Source organism: Paludibaculum fermentans (assembly GCF_051172195.1).
Classification (GTDB): domain Bacteria; phylum Acidobacteriota; class Terriglobia; order Bryobacterales; family Bryobacteraceae; genus Paludibaculum; species Paludibaculum fermentans_A.
In genome coordinates this window covers 5,294,943-5,310,495 of sequence record NZ_JBPJAQ010000001.1, presented here as the reverse complement: position 1 = coordinate 5,310,495, position 15,553 = coordinate 5,294,943, and the positions used below count along the sequence as shown (strand labels likewise).

Annotated in this window: 9 protein-coding genes and 1 tRNA gene; 7 read left to right on the top strand and 3 right to left on the bottom strand. The window is 62.3% G+C overall.

Annotated elements, in window-relative coordinates; translation table 11 throughout:
- The first annotated feature begins 40 nt into the window (after positions 1 to 40).
- Positions 41 to 1,000 carry a hypothetical protein gene (locus ACR9Y2_RS21380; RefSeq protein ID WP_435043689.1) on the top strand — a complete coding sequence of 320 codons (960 nt, stop codon included), beginning with the start codon at positions 41 to 43 and terminating at the stop codon, positions 998 to 1,000.
- Between the two features lie 89 nt (positions 1,001 to 1,089).
- Here ACR9Y2_RS21380 and ACR9Y2_RS21375 read toward each other — a convergent pair whose 3' ends face one another.
- Positions 1,090 to 2,019, bottom strand: a complete 930-nt coding sequence (locus ACR9Y2_RS21375; RefSeq protein WP_435043688.1) for a UDP-glucuronic acid decarboxylase family protein — start codon at positions 2,017 to 2,019, stop codon at positions 1,090 to 1,092.
- Positions 2,020 to 2,118: 99 nt separating this feature from the next.
- Here ACR9Y2_RS21375 and ACR9Y2_RS21370 point away from each other — a divergent pair, with 99 nt between their 5' ends.
- From ACR9Y2_RS21370 to ACR9Y2_RS21360, 3 genes are all read left to right on the top strand, one after another.
- Positions 2,119 to 3,963, top strand: coding sequence for a heterodisulfide reductase-related iron-sulfur binding cluster (locus ACR9Y2_RS21370; RefSeq protein WP_435043687.1), 1,845 nt, complete (start codon positions 2,119 to 2,121; stop codon positions 3,961 to 3,963).
- A 241-nt stretch (positions 3,964 to 4,204) separates the two neighbouring features.
- Positions 4,205 to 4,280 (top strand) — tRNA-Lys (locus ACR9Y2_RS21365).
- A 294-nt stretch (positions 4,281 to 4,574) separates the two neighbouring features.
- Positions 4,575 to 4,952, top strand: coding sequence for a carboxypeptidase-like regulatory domain-containing protein (locus ACR9Y2_RS21360; protein WP_435043686.1), 378 nt, complete (start codon positions 4,575 to 4,577; stop codon positions 4,950 to 4,952).
- Positions 4,953 to 5,157: 205 nt separating this feature from the next.
- On the opposite strand, the gene ACR9Y2_RS21355 is transcribed toward ACR9Y2_RS21360, so the two are convergent.
- Positions 5,158 to 6,093, bottom strand: a complete 936-nt coding sequence (locus tag ACR9Y2_RS21355; RefSeq protein WP_435043685.1) for an NADP-dependent oxidoreductase — start codon at positions 6,091 to 6,093, stop codon at positions 5,158 to 5,160.
- A gap of 262 nt (positions 6,094 to 6,355) precedes the next feature.
- On the opposite strand from ACR9Y2_RS21355, the gene ACR9Y2_RS21350 reads away from it, so the two are divergent.
- From ACR9Y2_RS21350 to ACR9Y2_RS21340, 3 genes are all read left to right on the top strand, one after another.
- The gene (locus ACR9Y2_RS21350; RefSeq protein ID WP_435043684.1) at positions 6,356 to 9,775 is read left to right on the top strand and encodes a glycosyl hydrolase; all 3,420 of its coding nucleotides are present in this window, start codon (positions 6,356 to 6,358) and stop codon (positions 9,773 to 9,775) included.
- A gap of 458 nt (positions 9,776 to 10,233) precedes the next feature.
- Positions 10,234 to 12,348, top strand: a complete 2,115-nt coding sequence (locus tag ACR9Y2_RS21345; protein ID WP_435043683.1) for a glycosyltransferase family 39 protein — start codon at positions 10,234 to 10,236, stop codon at positions 12,346 to 12,348.
- Positions 12,349 to 12,560: 212 nt separating this feature from the next.
- On the top strand, positions 12,561 to 12,962 hold the full coding sequence (locus tag ACR9Y2_RS21340; protein WP_435043682.1) for a cupin domain-containing protein: 402 nt from the start codon (positions 12,561 to 12,563) through the stop codon (positions 12,960 to 12,962).
- A 16-nt stretch (positions 12,963 to 12,978) separates the two neighbouring features.
- Here ACR9Y2_RS21340 and ACR9Y2_RS21335 read toward each other — a convergent pair whose 3' ends face one another.
- A complete protein-coding gene (locus tag ACR9Y2_RS21335) occupies positions 12,979 to 15,252 on the bottom strand; it encodes a transglycosylase domain-containing protein (protein WP_435043681.1) in 2,274 nt (757 codons plus the stop codon).
- Between the last annotated feature and the right edge of the window lie 301 nt (positions 15,253 to 15,553).

Genomic DNA, 15,553 nt, shown 5'->3' with positions numbered 1-15,553 from the left:
GGGGGTGGCGACCGTACAGGGAAGCAGGAGCCGATACATCATGCTTCGCAGAACAGTTCTTTCCCTCACCCTGGCCGCCGGCTGGGCCTTCGCCAGCGACCCCTCCCTGCTCAAACTCGTCCCCAGCGACGCCAAGATGGTCGCCGGACTCGATTGCGAGCGAGCCAAAGGCTCCGCCCTCGGTCAACGCATCCTTTCGGAAATGAAAGACGAAGACCAGGGTTTTCAGAAGTTTATCGAGGCGACCGGCTTCGACCCGCGGCGCGACCTGCGCGAGGTCGTCATGGCCTCGGACGGCAGCGCCAAAGGGGAGCGAGCCCTCGTAGTGGTCAGCGGGACCTTCGATCAGTCCAAAATCAACGCCTTCCTGCGGACTGAAGGCGCTGTCCAGGCAATCTACGGCGGCGTGGAAGTCTGGAACAACCCCAAGAAGGGCGACGACGGTTCCGTCGCCATCCTGAACCGCTCGCTGGCCCTCTTCGGAAAAGACGCCGCCGTCAAAGCCGCCATCGACCGTCGCAACTCGGGTGGCGCCGTGCTGCCGTCAGACCTGCAGAAAAAGGTCGACGAGTGGTCAGTCAACGACGCCTGGTTCGTCTCGACGGCCGGCTTCACCCAAATGGGTGTAAATTCCGACGGCAAGAACAAAGTTATGCCGGTGGGCGTACCGTTGGAAGCCATTCAGGCGGCCAGCGCCGGCGTCCGCTTCGGCAGCGACCTGCAGGTTTCAGCGGAAGCCCTGACGCGGTCAGACAAAGACGCACAGGCGCTCGTGGATGTCTTCCGGTTCGTGGCTTCGATGGTCCGCCTGAACGCCGACAAGCCCAACGCCGATCAGCTCGTCAAGATCTTCGACACGATGCAGTTGAGCACGTCGGGCGCGACGATGAAGTTCTCCCTCACCATCCCCGAAGATCAGTTCGAGAAGTTCTTTCAGCAGAAAAACAACGGCGTGCACATGAAGGCCGTGCGGAATAATCGCAGCGGCAATGCGTTGTAATTGGACAGAAACTTACTCCTGACGAAGCAATCCGGGCCGCACGTTGCCAGACGCGCGGCCCGGATCTTTTTCTGCACACGGCCGTTCCTTTAAACCGGAACACGGAAATATTCGATGGTGTACGCCAAACCCTCGTCGAGCCCGACTTGGGGCTCCCAGCCCAGAACCTGATTCGCTTTCGTGATATCCGGACGCCGCCGCTGCGGGTCATCCTGGGGCAGCGGTTCAAATACGATCGGCGAGGTGGCGCCCGTAAGCGCCCTAATTCGCTCGGCGAACTGCAGCACGGTGAGCTCAATCGGATTGCCCAGATTCACGGGCAGGCGTTCAGAGGAATGGGCCAGCCGCAGCAGTCCGTCCACCAGGTCGCTGACGTAGCAGAAACTTCTGGTTTGCGATCCCGTTCCGAACACCGTCATGGGAGCATTCCGCAATGCCTGGTCGATGAACGCGGGTACGATGCGGCCATCGTTCAGGTTCATGCGAGGCCCGTACGTATTGAAGATGCGCGCGATTGTAGTACGAACGCCATGCGTTCTGTGATACGCCATCGTCACCGCTTCCGCGAACCTCTTGCTCTCGTCGTAACACGACCGGGGTCCAATCGGGTTCACGTTGCCCCAGTAGGTCTCCTTCTGGGGATGCTCCAATGGATCGCCATAGCACTCCGACGTGGAGGTGAGCAGGAATCCAGCATCCTTTTCCAACGCAAGCTCAAGCAGATTCCTTGTACCCTCTGAACCGACACGCAAGGTTTCCACGGGGTGGTCCAGGTAATCCTTCGGGCTCGCCGGAGAAGCGAGGTTAAAGACGTAGTCCAGTGGCCCGTCCACGTGGATCGGCTGGATTACATCATGATGAATGAACTGGAAACGGGGTCGACTTTTCAGGTGAGCAATATTCCGCTCCGCCCCGGTGATGAAATTGTCTACGGCGAAAACTTCGTGGCCTTCCGCGATCAAACGATCGCACAAATGGGAGCCGACAAAACCTGCAGCTCCCGCTACGAGATAACGCAATGGACCTCCAATACCCAGGCTAATAGTCTACGACGACCGGTTCAGCCTTGCCAATCGGGGTTTAGACCCATGCGCCGGGTGCGCTACGATGATGGGTCAATGGTGGAGAAAATTCTATTCTTCGTGGTGGCGGCTGGGTCGCTATTTGCATTCTGGGGGCGCTTTGCCACCATATACCAGACGATCCTTCGATCCAAGCGCGATGCGGACTTCCAACTGGCCCCCGTGGGCAAGCGAATCTGGGACTTCTTCTGGGAGGTTCTCTGCCAGGCTAAAGTCATCAAAGAACGGCCTTTACCTGGGTTGGCCCACGCTTTCGTCTTTTGGGGTTTCTGCGCCTTCGGCCTGGTCACGCTCAATCATCTGGCGGCCGGCGCTGGACTGCATTTGCTGAGCCGCGACAACCCGATTTTCGTCCCTGCGGTTCTCTTCTCCTTCCTCGTCACCATCTCGATTCTGGGCCTCGCCATTCGCCGTTTTATCGTGCGTCCCATGTGGTTGGGATCTAAGGTCTCCTGGGAATCCGGCCTCATTGCGCTGCTGATCGCGACCCTCATGCTCACCTTCCTGGCCGACTACCTGCTGCGGCCCGAGGAAGGCTCTTTGCTCGATCGCTCCCTCTGGTGGTCCCACACCCTCGCCCTGCTCATCTTTCTGCCCCTGCTGCCGAATACCAAACACCTCCACCTGGTGCTCAGCCCGTTGACCATCTTCCTGTCGCGCGGCAGTTTCAGCCACATTCCACCACTGGAAGGCGACGAGGATTTCGGCCTCGACACCGGCAAGGATGTCACCCAACTGCTGGCCCTGCAGGCTTTCTCCTGCGTGGAATGCGGCCGCTGCCAGGAACACTGCCCCGCCAACAACACCGGCAAGCTTCTCAATCCAAAGGAAATCGCGCTCGGTCTCCGCAGCTATCTAAAGGAGAATGGGGCGGCCGGCGAACAGCCGCTGCTTGGGATTCACCTCCAGGAAGAGGCCATCTTCCAGTGCACCACCTGCGGAGCCTGCGAATACCAGTGCCCCGTCGGCATCGAGCACCTGCCCCTCATCATCGGCCTCCGTCGCGGAGCCGTGAATACCGGCAAGTGGGAAGACGAGTACGGCGGTCAACTCTTCCTGAAACTGGAACGAAACGGCAATCCGCTCGGCATGGCGGCCCTGGAACGCGACCGCTTCATCCAGCGCAGCGAGCTGCCCATCTTCGACGGCTCGCAGGAATACTGCCTGTGGCTGGGGTGTATGGGCTCGTACGACCCCAAGGGCCGCGAAATCGTCCTCTCCCTGGTCCGCATTCTCAAGCACTTAGGGGTCACCTATGGTGTCCTCAAGAAGGAAAAGTGCACTGGCGATTCGGCCCGCCGCCTCGGCAATGATCTTGCCTTCCAGCAGCTTGCGGAGTTCAACATCGGCCAGATGAAGGCCGCCAAGGTCACCAAACTCCTCTCCATCTGCCCACACTGCGTGCGGACCATTCGGGAAGACTGGAAAGAGTTCGGTGTCGAATTCGAGATCGAGCATCATTCCGTCTTTCTGGCCCGCCACCAGTCGAAACTGCCCGCCGCCCCTGGCTCGGACAAGATCGTCTACCACGACCCCTGCTACCTGGGCCGCTATCAGGATGTCTATGATGAACCGCGTGAGGTGGTGAAAGCCTCCGGCACGCTGCTCGAAGCCCGGAAATCGAAAGAGAAGAGTTTCTGCTGCGGCGCCGGCGGGGGCCTCGTTTTCCTGGGCGAGGAAAAGGGCGACCGCGTCAGCCACGAACGCACCAATCAACTGCTGGCCACGGGAGCCGATGTCGTCGCCGCCGCCTGCCCGTTCTGCAACACGATGTTCCGCGACGCTCTCTCTGCCATCAAGCCGCAAGGCGGCCCTCAACTGCTCGACATCGCGCAGATCGCGGCGGCCCGTCTTCCGGCGGAGATTCGGGCGGCCGAGTAAACCGGCACAGGGCCCTTTGGTTACCCTTTGAAAGCGGGGGTTGACGGGCCCACGTTCCACATTCGGGTGCGGCTGGAACAAGGCTCATCGGATCTGGCACTATTTGGCAAGCAGTGGCGGATCAAGCATCGACGCCCCCGCCGGGCCGCTAAGCGGCCGGCAAGAATTCTAAGCAGTTTGGCATCCCAATGTTGCCGGATCACCAAATGGTCCGCTATAGTAAGAAGTGTCCAAACGGTGAGGGCGCGTAGCTCAACTGGCAGAGCAACTGACTCTTAATCAGTAGGTTGTAGGTTCGATTCCTACCGCGCTCACCATCTATTCCCAACAAAAATCACATAGGCTTTTACTACTGCCGGCAATAGCCCTGTCCGCCTGCGCGGCGCGACTTCCAGCAGCAAAGTCAGGCTGGGCGCCTTGGCCCCGGCATGTCCTCTTCGCCAGTGAAAGGCACTCCATCCGGTTGCTGGCGTCGAACTCCACCTGCGAAGGTGTGCGGGTTCAACGGGCGTACTGTGCACCTGCTAAGAAAACATGACTTGGTTTCCCTCCGTTTGCCGCGTTAGCTTGCGGAAGCGCCCATGACGCGCGTGCCAGGAGGAACAAAGCTCATGCGTAGAATGATTCTCTTGCTTGCTGCCCTCGCGGCGGCGGCGGTCTTCAGTGTTCAAGCCCAGCAGTCTCGCGCGGCGAGCCCGCCCAGCAAGCCCGCGGTCAGTTCGGAACCGCTCATCATTGAAGGGGTTGTCCGCGACTTCCGGGGCCAGGGCCTGCCCGGCGCCGTGGTCATGGCTACGTCCAGGAACACAGCCACCACGGGCAAGGATGGCTCCTATCGCATCACCGGGCTCGACCGCGCCCAGCCCACCTATCTCATGCATGTGCAGAAGCCCGGTTACCTCTTCGTGCCCGACCGCGTCTCCGTGCATCCGCCGTCCCGAGGCATCCTGACTGCGAACTTCACCGCCACCGACCCGAAAGCGAAATAGCAGCCGGGAGCGGACCAGCCTCCCCTCTGCCCAGATTCGACGCCAGTCCTGCGCGCGGCAATTGAGAGAGTAGCCTGCAAGCTGAGCCCCAGGTGGAGGCGGCTGTCGTTCCGCAGCGATGCCGGGCTACCTTTGCAGCCTGGCCGGCAAGCATCTACCTCGACCGCAATCCCGGATTCGGCGGGCTCGCATCGTGGACCGCCGCCTACGTTTCCGTCTCGCTCACGGCCACTACCACCTTGCCGCGTCCTCGCCGCCCCACTCCGTTCAAATACGCCTCCGGCGCCCGGGAGAAGGGCACGACCGTGTTCACAACGGCCCGCAGCGAACCTGTCATCAACATCTCGCCGATCAGGCTCAACTGCTTCTGATCCGGCTGCACAATAAAGAACGCGTCCTTCACCCGCTGCTCACTCGCGCTCTCTTCGCTGGCGGCAATCGTCACCATCCGTCCATTCGGCTTCAGAACACTCCACGAACGGCTCAGTGTCTCACCTCCGACACCGTCAAACACCACATCCATGTCGCTCGCTTGGGCTTCAAAGGCGGTCTGCGAGTAGTCGATCACCTCATCGGCGCCCAGGTCCGCAACGAATTGCAGATTCCTGGACCCCGCCGTCGCAATCACATAAGCGCCTTTCGACTTGGCCAACTGCACCGCGAAGAGGCCGACGGAACCGGCAGCCCCCTGGATCAGCACCCTCTCACCCGGCTGCAGATTCGCATACTGAAACAGACCTTGCCACGCCGTCAAAGCTGCAATGGGCACCGTCGCAGCCTCCGCATGCGTCAGGTTCGCAGGTTTTGGGGCGACAGACGAGAAGGGGGCCAGGCAATACTCTGCCGTGGCTCCCTCCGCAAACCAGTCGTTCATGCCGTACACCGGCCGGCCCACTTCGAGCCGCCCCACCCCCGCTCCGGCGGCCTCCACCACTCCGGAGAATTCATGACCCGGCACGGCTCCGGAGCGCGGTCCGCCCTCCTTCGTATGCAAAGTGGGGTACCAGATCAACTCTGTCGGGGTCACACCCGCCGCGTGAACCCGCACCAGCAGCTCTTCCGGCCCGGGTTGTGGCACATCGGAATCCCGCTCAAACAGCCGCGGAATGGAGTTCGTGGAAACTACTTGCACAGTTCTCATCGTCGTCCTCGTTTGCGAAAGTCGGGTTCCAACCGGGCAGGCGCTTCGGGAACGCACCCGCCCATCTCAACTATGCCCAATTCCGCCTCTGGAGTCGTCACAACAAAGGGGCCCCTGCGCATTACCAACCAGGCTTGGCGCGCGATACCACTTTCGAGTGAGCCTGCGGAAATCTGGGACGACGGAAGACGCGGCGGCGCGGTGGCGATATCATCTCAATGGTCAAGGCCTGGCAGGCTGACCATGATTGAGGACTACTGGCATGAGAAGTAACATCCTTGTCCCCTCCTTTTGCATTTTCCTGGCCCCCTTGGCGGCCATCGGCCAAACCCCGGCCAAGCCGCCCTCCGCGCCCACTACAGACGCACTCCAAAGAGACTTCCTGACTCCGCCTTCCACGGCTCGGCCGCGCGTCTGGTGGCACTGGATGAACGGCAACATTTCCCGGGAAGGCATCCAGCTCGATCTCTCCTGGATGAAGCGCGTCGGCATCGGCGGACTGCAGAACTTCGACGCCGCCCTGGCAACACCCCAGGTGGTGGACAAACGCCTGGCTTACATGACTCCGGAATGGAAGGACGCCTTCCGCTACGCCGCCGGACTGGCCGATGAACTCGGCCTCGAAATGGCCATCGCCTCGTCGCCCGGCTGGAGCGAAACCGGCGGCCCTTGGGTAAAGCCCGAACAGGCCATGAAAAAGCTGGTGTGGAGCGAGACTCGCATTACCGGCGGCCAGCCGTTCCGCGGCACGCTCCCCAAACCGCCCACCATCACCGGCCCGTTCCAATCCGTCCCCTATCGCGACGATCTACCTTTGCCAGGAGTGGAGAAGACTCCGCCCCAGTACTTTCGGGATGCTGCCGTCGTGGCCTATCCCTTGCCCCGTGCCGCCGCCGACTCCGAACCCGCCAGCGTGACCTCCAGCACCGGGCCTGTGGATGCCACCCTCCTCACCGATGGTGATCTCACCAGGGGCATCAGTATCCCAACCGGCGGCGACTCTGCTGGCGGCTGGCTGCGCTTTGAGTTCCCTGCCCCGCGCACGATCCATGCCATCACCCTCGCGCGGCCCATGGTCGGCATGTTCATGCCCGCTCCGCCGGTCAAACTCCAGTTCGAAGCCAGCGAAGATGGGCAGAACTATCACAAGGTGGCCGATCTGCCCTCCACCCGCGTCGCCCAACAGACGGTCTCGTTCCCCGCCGTCACAGCCCGCTACTTCCGCCTGAGCACCCGGCCGGCTCCACCCGCCAGCCTTCTGGACGCTTTCGAACCCGCACCAGGCGCCGACACCGGCTTTTTCGGGGCTATGGCCGCCGCCGCAAAACCCGTGGTCCAGATCAACGAATGCCGGCTGCATCCCACTCCGCGCATCAACCGCTTTGAAGAGAAGGCCGGCTTCGGACTCGTCCTCGACTACTACGCCATCGCCTCCCCACCCTTCAAAGCGGAGGAGACTCTGCGTCCCGCCGATGTCGTGGATCTCACCAGCCGCATGAAACCGGACGGCTCTCTCGATTGGACGCCGCCCGCCGGCGAGTGGATGGTGCTCCGGCTCGGCTACTCCCTCACCGGAACCCTCAACCATCCCGCCACCGCGGAGGCGACCGGTCTCGAAGTCGACAAGCTCGACCAGAATGCCGTGAAGCAGTACATCGAAACATATCTCGGCACCTATGCCGAGACACTCGGGCCTCAACTGATGGGCCGCCGAGGCGTCAAGGCCCTGCTCACCGACAGCATTGAAGTCGGCGCCTACAACTGGACCGCCGACATGCTCGCCCAGTTCAAGCGCCTGCGGGGCTACGACCCCACACCCTTCCTGCCCGCGCTCACCGGTGTGGTCATCGGCAGCGCCGAGCAAAGCGATAACTTCCTCTGGGACTTCCGCCGCACCCTGGCCCAACTCACCGCGCAGAGCCACTACGGCCAGATCGCGCGCAGCGCCCGCGAACGCGGCCTCACCTATTACGGCGAATCCCTGGAAGGCACTCGCGTCTCCATCGGTGATGACATGGAGATGCGCCAGAATGCCGACATCCCAATGTCCGCCATGTGGACCTACTCGCCCGCTCGCGGGCCCCGCTCCAACTACGTCATCGACATTCGCGGAGCCGCGTCCGTCGCCCACATCTACGGCCAGAATCTCGTCGCCGCCGAATCCATGACCTCCGCCATGGTGCCCTGGGGCTTCTCCCCTCGCATCCTCAAGCCAATCATCGATCTGGAATTTGCCCTTGGCGTAAACCGCCCTGTAATCCACACCTCGGTGCACCAACCCCTGGTCGGCAAAAAGCCGGGGTTGGCACTAATGATCTTTGGTCAGTACTTCAATCGCAACGAAACCTGGGCCGAACAGGCCGGCCCGTGGGTTTCCTACCTCTCGCGCAATGCCCACATGCTGCAGCAGGGCAAATTCGCCGCCGATGTCGCCTACTTCTACGGAGAAGAAGCGCCCCTCGCCGGACTCTACGGCGAAGGCAGTACATTACCCAAAGACCTGCCCACCGGCTATGGCTTCGACTTCGCCAACTCCGATGTTGTCCTCAACAAGCTGACTGTCGCCAACGGCGGACTTGAGACCGCCAGCGGGATGCACTACCGCTTGCTCTACCTCGGCGGCAGCAGCAATCGTATGACGCTGCCCGTCCTCCGCAAGCTTCGGGACCTCGTCACCGCTGGAGCTGTCGTTGTCGGAGACCGCCCCACCAGTTCCCCCAGCCTCGCCGACAACGCCTCGGAATTCACTGCTGTAGCCGATGCGCTTTGGGGCGCCAACCCCACAGCGCCCTCTGCTGAAAAGAACCTCGGCAAGGGAAAAGTGATCTTCGGTCACGACGTGAACAGAGCCCTGGCTTCCCTCAGCGTCCCACGCGACTTCGACTACACGAAGCCGGAGCCGGGCTCCGAAGTGATGTTCCTCCACCGCCGCCTCGCTGATGGCGACCTCTACTTCCTGTCGAATCGCCTCGACCGGCGGCAATCCCTCGAAGCAACCTTCCGTGTCAGCGGGAAACGTCCGGAACTCTGGCACGCCGAAGACGGTAGAATCGAGCCCGTCTCCTACCGCATCGAGAACGGCCGCACCACTCTTCCGCTGCGGCTGGAGGGGAACGAATCGGTCTTCGTCGTCTTCCGTCGGCCCGCTGTCACACAGAGGTTGACCGTGCCCGCGCAGGCGCAAACAAAGCTCGCCACCCTCGAGGGCGCGTGGGAACTGCACTTCGCCCCCAACCTCGGCGCGCCGCCGCAGGCCACCCTCAATCATCTCGCGTCGTGGTCGGAAAACCCTGAGCCCGGGGTGAAGTACTTCTCCGGCACCGCTGCTTACCGGAAGTCGTTCGACGCGCCTGCCGGCTGGCTGAAACAGGGCGGGCGGCTCACGCTCGACCTCGGCGACGTGCGCGAACTGGCGGAGGTCTCGCTCAATGGCCGCCCACTCGGTATCGTCTGGCACCCGCCGTACCGCATCGATATCACCAGCGCCCTGAAGCCGGGCCCGAACAATCTCGAGGTGAAGGTCACCAATCTGTGGGTCAATCGGCTCATCGGCGACCAGCAGCCCGGTGCGGCCAAAGTCTCGTTCACCGTTCCGCCTACTTACAAGCCCGATGCGCCGCTTCTGCCCTCGGGTCTCCTCGGCCCGGTGGTGATTGAACAATCGGTCGCGGCGCAACCCTGACGCCGCGACGACACGCCTTGCTCGATGAGGCTACTGCGCAGTTGATCTCATGGGCCGGAGTCGCGCCAGCGCGGCCGTAGTGTCTGCGCGTCGCTTCGACCTGTTCCACGTTTCGATTCGGCCCTGGGGCAGGTTCAACTGCTGTTCGCGGCTGCCTCGAATGGAGGCGGTGCGGCACTCGTCGCACCGCTCGTGCTTCCTGGACCATCCTTCGCAAAACGAGTCCTGTGGATCCCGCCTTCTCCGCTCCATGGGACTCGCACGTCAACGCCTGGCTCCCTTTCCCCTGCGGAATCGCCTGTGGCGGCTTCGCTCCGGCCGCGGCTACTCGACCCAGCACACGGCCATGGATAATGGAGGGGATTGGCTATTCCATCAGCCTCAACCCATCAAGGCGATCCACCGCCCAGGAGCGCTCAGCCGTGGTCCACCCTGCGCGGAATGCCCTGATTCATCGAATGCGGCGTGGCACGGATTTCCTCGGATTCCGGGCGAGGGACCTGGTCAGCGGCCCGATCCTTCCACCGGTCATCTTCGTGGCGCTGGCGCTGCTCTGCCTGCCTTATCCCGGCTTACAACAGGATGAGGTTCTCTTCGCATGGCCCCTCTATCGCCCTGCCATGCGCGTCTTTGACATCGATATCGCCGGGACCCACCTGCCGCTCATGTTGATGTCCTACCTTGGGGCCCTGAAGAGTTGGCTCTACCTGCCCCTCCTCCAGTTGTGGGCCCCCTCCATCTATTCCCTGCGTGTGCCCGCCGTGCTGCTGGCGGCCGTAACAATCTACCTCCTCCATCGACTGCTGTCGGCGCTTCACAGCCGAACCGCCGCGGCCATCGCGGCATACCTGCTGGCCACCGATTCCATCTACATCCTCACCTCAACTTTCGATTGGGGACCCGTTGTCCTCCAGCATCTCCTCCTGGTCTCCTTCCTGCTCTGCCTGCATCAATTCCTGCAACGGCGTCAGCGGTCCATCCTGACACTCGCGTTTGCCCTCGCCGGCTTGGCCTTCTGGGACAAAGCCGTCGCGGTGTGGCTCGCGGCAGGACTCGCCCTCGCCGCTCTCACCTTCTACCCTCGCCTGGTCCGGCAGTACCTGAACCTCGGCTCGATCCTGACAGCAGCTCTGGCCTTTTCCCTCGGTGCCCTGCCGCTCCTCGCCTACAACGCGACCCGTGCGTTTTCGACGATTACCAGCAATAGCGCCTGGGAGCTCCGCGGTCCGCTGCAGAAGTTCCCTGCACTCCTGCAGACTCTCAACGGGTCAGCTTTGTTCGGTGCCCTGGTCAATCAGGAGTGGCAGTCGAAGGCCATCGCACCGTCATCCGCGCTCGAGACCCTGGTGGTAACGGCGGATCGCGCCGGCTTCAGTGCCCCCTACAGCGCCTTACCCCTGCTCGTACTGCTCTCCCTCCTCCTCTTGCTCCTCGCCGCCTGCGCTTCCATCCGCCGCTTCGCATTTTTTCTGATTCTGGCTTTTGCCGTTGCCTGGTGGTTCATGGCCAGCACTCACTCAGCGGGCGGCTCACCGCACCACGTCGCCCTCCTGTGGCCGCTGCCTCACATGTTGATTGGCCTCGTCTTCGCACAAGCGATGGCCGGCGGCTCCAGGCTCCGCACTCCATTGCTCGCTGTGATCATTCTTGGCCTCGGCCTGAACGCCGCGAACACAAATCGACACGCCGCCGGGCTCATGCGCTTCGGAGCCGCCTGGCAATGGACGGACGCCACCTCACGGCTTCCGGGCCTGGTTCAAACCTCACAAGCCGGGCGCATCGGGGTGGACGACTGGGGCATCGCCGCCCCACTGGACGTAGTAACGAAAGGGCAGCTCGATCTCCTCGAGGCCGCGGCCCTCGGCTTCACCGGAGGCCCCGGCCTCCCCCGGGCCCAAACGGCCCCCGTGCTCCAGCAAGTGCAGGAAACATTGTGGTTGGGTTGGACACCGGAGTTCGCCGTTCAACCCGCGGCCAAGCTGGCCATGCAATCCTTTGCGGCCGCCCATGGACTCGACAAGTCCGTGCAATTCGTCGTAATGAACCGCAACGCCCAGGCCATGCTGGAGGGCTACCGGTTTGTCCCCCGTGCGGCTGGACCGCCTGCCCCCTTCAATGTCACGCAACCGGGTGCCAAACCCACTGTCTACGACGACCCGGATAGTGCGATCCGCTTCCAGGGGCACTGGGAGCACTCGCGTGGCTTCGGTCAGGCCCTTCTGGGAACCCTCGCTTATACCAATGCGCCAGGCGCCTCAGCACAATTTGAATTCCAGGGCAGTTCCGTCACCCTCGTCTATACGAAAGCATTCAATCGGGGTAGCGCCCGAATCCGCCTCGATGGCAAGACTATCGCCGACCTTGACTACTACGACCCGGCCGTCCAGTGGCAGCAGCAGTTCCGCCTGGACCACCTCACCCCGGACCGCCACACCCTTACCATCGAGGCGCTGGGCCGTTCGCAGCCCGGTTCCCAAGGCACTTTTATTGACCTGGATGCCATCCTGGTAGAACCTGGCAACTCCGGCCAGGCAACCGCGCCCCCGCGTCCAACTCCAGCGCCCCACAGATGACCCCGCCAGCCTGGCCCGGGTAGCGATTCGCCCCGACGCCCCCCCATCGCTCAATCGCCTGGCTGCCCGTGCGCCTTCGGCCGGGCAGGTGGCTATGCGCGTGCTACCCACATTACCGGCACCAGGAAGTCGCTCAGGGAAGAGGGCAGTCGCCTCTATGCTACTCGCTGGTGGATCGCACGTCGTAATCGATCAGCAATGAGGACACGAAATTGCCAACCACAATGAACGAATATGTCGGCCCCCTGGAAGACACCACACTGTGCAACACCAACTTTCGTACCGTGCTCTTCACTGGCCAGCACGCACAATTAGTAGTCATGTGCCTGCGGCCCGGAGAGGATATCGGGGACGAGGTCCATCCCAACGTCGATCAGTTCTACCGAATCGAGCAGGGTAGCGCCCGATTCGTCTTCAATGGGACCGAGACACGCCTGGTGAGCGCCGGCGATGGCGTAATGGTCCCGGCAGGCACCTTTCATAACATAATCAACACCTCCCGCACTCTGGAGTTAAGGCTCTACACCGTTTATTCTCCGCCAAACCACAAGGCGGGGACGGTGCATCGGACCAAGGCTGAGGCGGGTGTCGCCGAGACACTGCAACTCCACTAGCCGCACTGTGTCCCGGCTAGGGTGCCTGCGGGTGCTCTTCGGAAGCAGTGTGATCAGGGCCGGTCGCCACTTGATCCGGCCCTGACTCACCATCGCTCAAGTAAGTGCTAATCCTTTGTTCCATCTCCCCTGGAAATCTCGGCGCAGGTCCGACCAGCTTTTCACGGTATACGCCGAGCAGAATCTCCCGCACTACCGGCAGCGCCACTCGCCCCCCTGTCTCCGCCTGCCCCATGGACCGGTTGTCATCAAAACCAATCCGAACGGCAACCGTGATGCCTTCAACCCCATATGTTGAGCCGACAAACAGCGCGTCCCGAAACTCATTCGTCGTCCCTGTTTTGCCCATCACGGCAAATGGCAGACCGTATGATTCCAGCGCGTGAGCGGTGCCGCTCGGAATGCGGACGGCACTGCGGAGCCCTTCCTGGATGAGCGAAAGTGCCCGTCCATCGATGCCGGCGGGATGAGGCCCCCGCCCCACTTCCGGCATCTCCTCTCCGGAATCGAGGACGATTTTCCGGATCATCCGTGGCTGGCTCACAATGCCCGACGCAATCGTGCGATAAGCGTTCGAAAGTTCCCGCAGGTTCACCTCCGAGGCGCCAAGGGCGGTTGTCACATAAGACCGCAGCGGCGTCCGGATGCCTAGCTTTTGGGATGTCTCGAGAATGCTGTTCATTCCAATCTGCCCGGCAATCCAGATCGCCACCGTGTTCCTGGATTCAGCCAGTGCCAACCGGAGCGGGATCATCCCCTTGAACTGGCCGTCGTAGTTACTGATCCGCTTCGGTTCCTGTCCTTCGCCATTCGGAACGCTGATGGGCTCGTCCGGCACCATCGTCTCGAGGTCGAACCGGCCGCTTCGGAAGGCCGCCAGGTACACCAATGACTTCATCGCGGACCCCGGCTGCCTGAGGGATTTGGTCACACGGTTGAAATCGCTATAGGCGCTGCGACGCCCCTTGTAGAACTGCCGCCCACCCGTCTCGGCCAGGATCGCTCCATCGCTGTTTCGGAGCACAACCACTGAGCCCTGAATCAGGCCGCTCGACGCGGGATGCCGCCTCTCATACTGCAGTAGCCCGTGCTCCAACGCTTCGTTCGAAATCTCCTGGACGCGTGCGTCCACCGTGGTATAGACCTGCACGCGCCCCTGCTGTAGGTCGTTCTCGTCCAGATCCGCCCGCAGCACTTTCAGTTCATCCAGGACACTCTCGACCACTGCGGATACCACAATCGTCTTGGCTTTCACCGGCGCCACCGTCACAATCGGCCTCTTCCTCGCCCGGTCCGCCTGTTCAGGTGTAAGGTATGCCCGCGCCACCATCAACCCCAGGATCTGATCCCTGCGATAGCTGACGCGCTCGGTCGGTTGGGAGTCTGGCGCATAGGTGCGAGCCGATTTGGTCGTCCCCGCCAGCAGCGCCGCCTTGTCCGCGTCCTCCATCGTGAACGTGCTCAACGGCTTGCCAAAGTAGTACTCGGCCGCCCTCGCCAGGCCGTACTGGCCGTGGCCCATATACACCAGGCTTGCGTACCGCGCCAGGATCTCCTCCTTGGCCCTTCGCTTCGAGCCGAATCGCGCTTCCATCGTCCGTTCGATCCACAGCGAGAGCCGGATCTCCTCCAGCTTCCTGAACATCATGTTCACCGTGCGCGCCCCAATGACGGCCGAGAGCGCGCGAGCCGGAATCTGCCTGTGGCGCAGTTGATCGCTGTTCTCCTCGTCCGTCACTTTTTTCAGGAAATAGCCGCGCACCACTTGTTGCGTAATGGTGGATCCACCTTGGGGGAATATCGCCGCGCTGTTCGCCGCATTGCGCCAGCCCAACTTCGTCAACCGGCCCAGCAGCGTGCGGACCCTCAGCTTGCACACCACGCGGGCAAAGGCCGTGTAGTCCACTCCGCTGTGCGTGAAGAAGTTCTTGTCCTCCGCGGCCAGCAGCGCGCTGCGGACAATCGGTGGGATCCCCTCGTAGGGCGTGAGGTGCCGGTATTGTTCCGCCATCTCGATCAGCGGACGTCCATTGGCGTCGTAGATCCGGCCGACCGAAGGCAGCTCAAACCGGCTGAACGCCTCGTGATCCGGCAGGTTGTCCCCGTCGAACCGCACATGATAAACCACGGCCAGGACAAGGGTCACCGCTACGGCGGTCGCCCCGCCCAGGAAGAGCACCGCGCCCCGGCGCCACCCGGACTCCGGCAATCGGGCGCCGCGAATTCTCGTTGCCAGCGCGGCGCATCCGGCCTGGAACCGATCCAACCACGCGCGTCCGCGCAATGCCATCGTTCTTCCAGGGTCGGGGCCCGCCCCTGGCTCGAGACTGCCTTCGTCGCCGCGCAATTTCAGCTTGATCAGCACGGTTCACTGCCTGGGCGACGCCGCTGACTCGCCACCGCATACATGAATCTGGAGCTCGGCTCGACAAGTTGCTGCGACATGGTCGTGACCGCTTCATGAGATTGCATGCTCTTGTCCCCAATTCGCCGCTGGCCGGCTCGCGATCCAGAAAATAGATTGATTACATCCGGCCCGCTGGGAAGTGGGTCACCAGGAACCGCCGGATACTCGCGACATTTCTGATTTC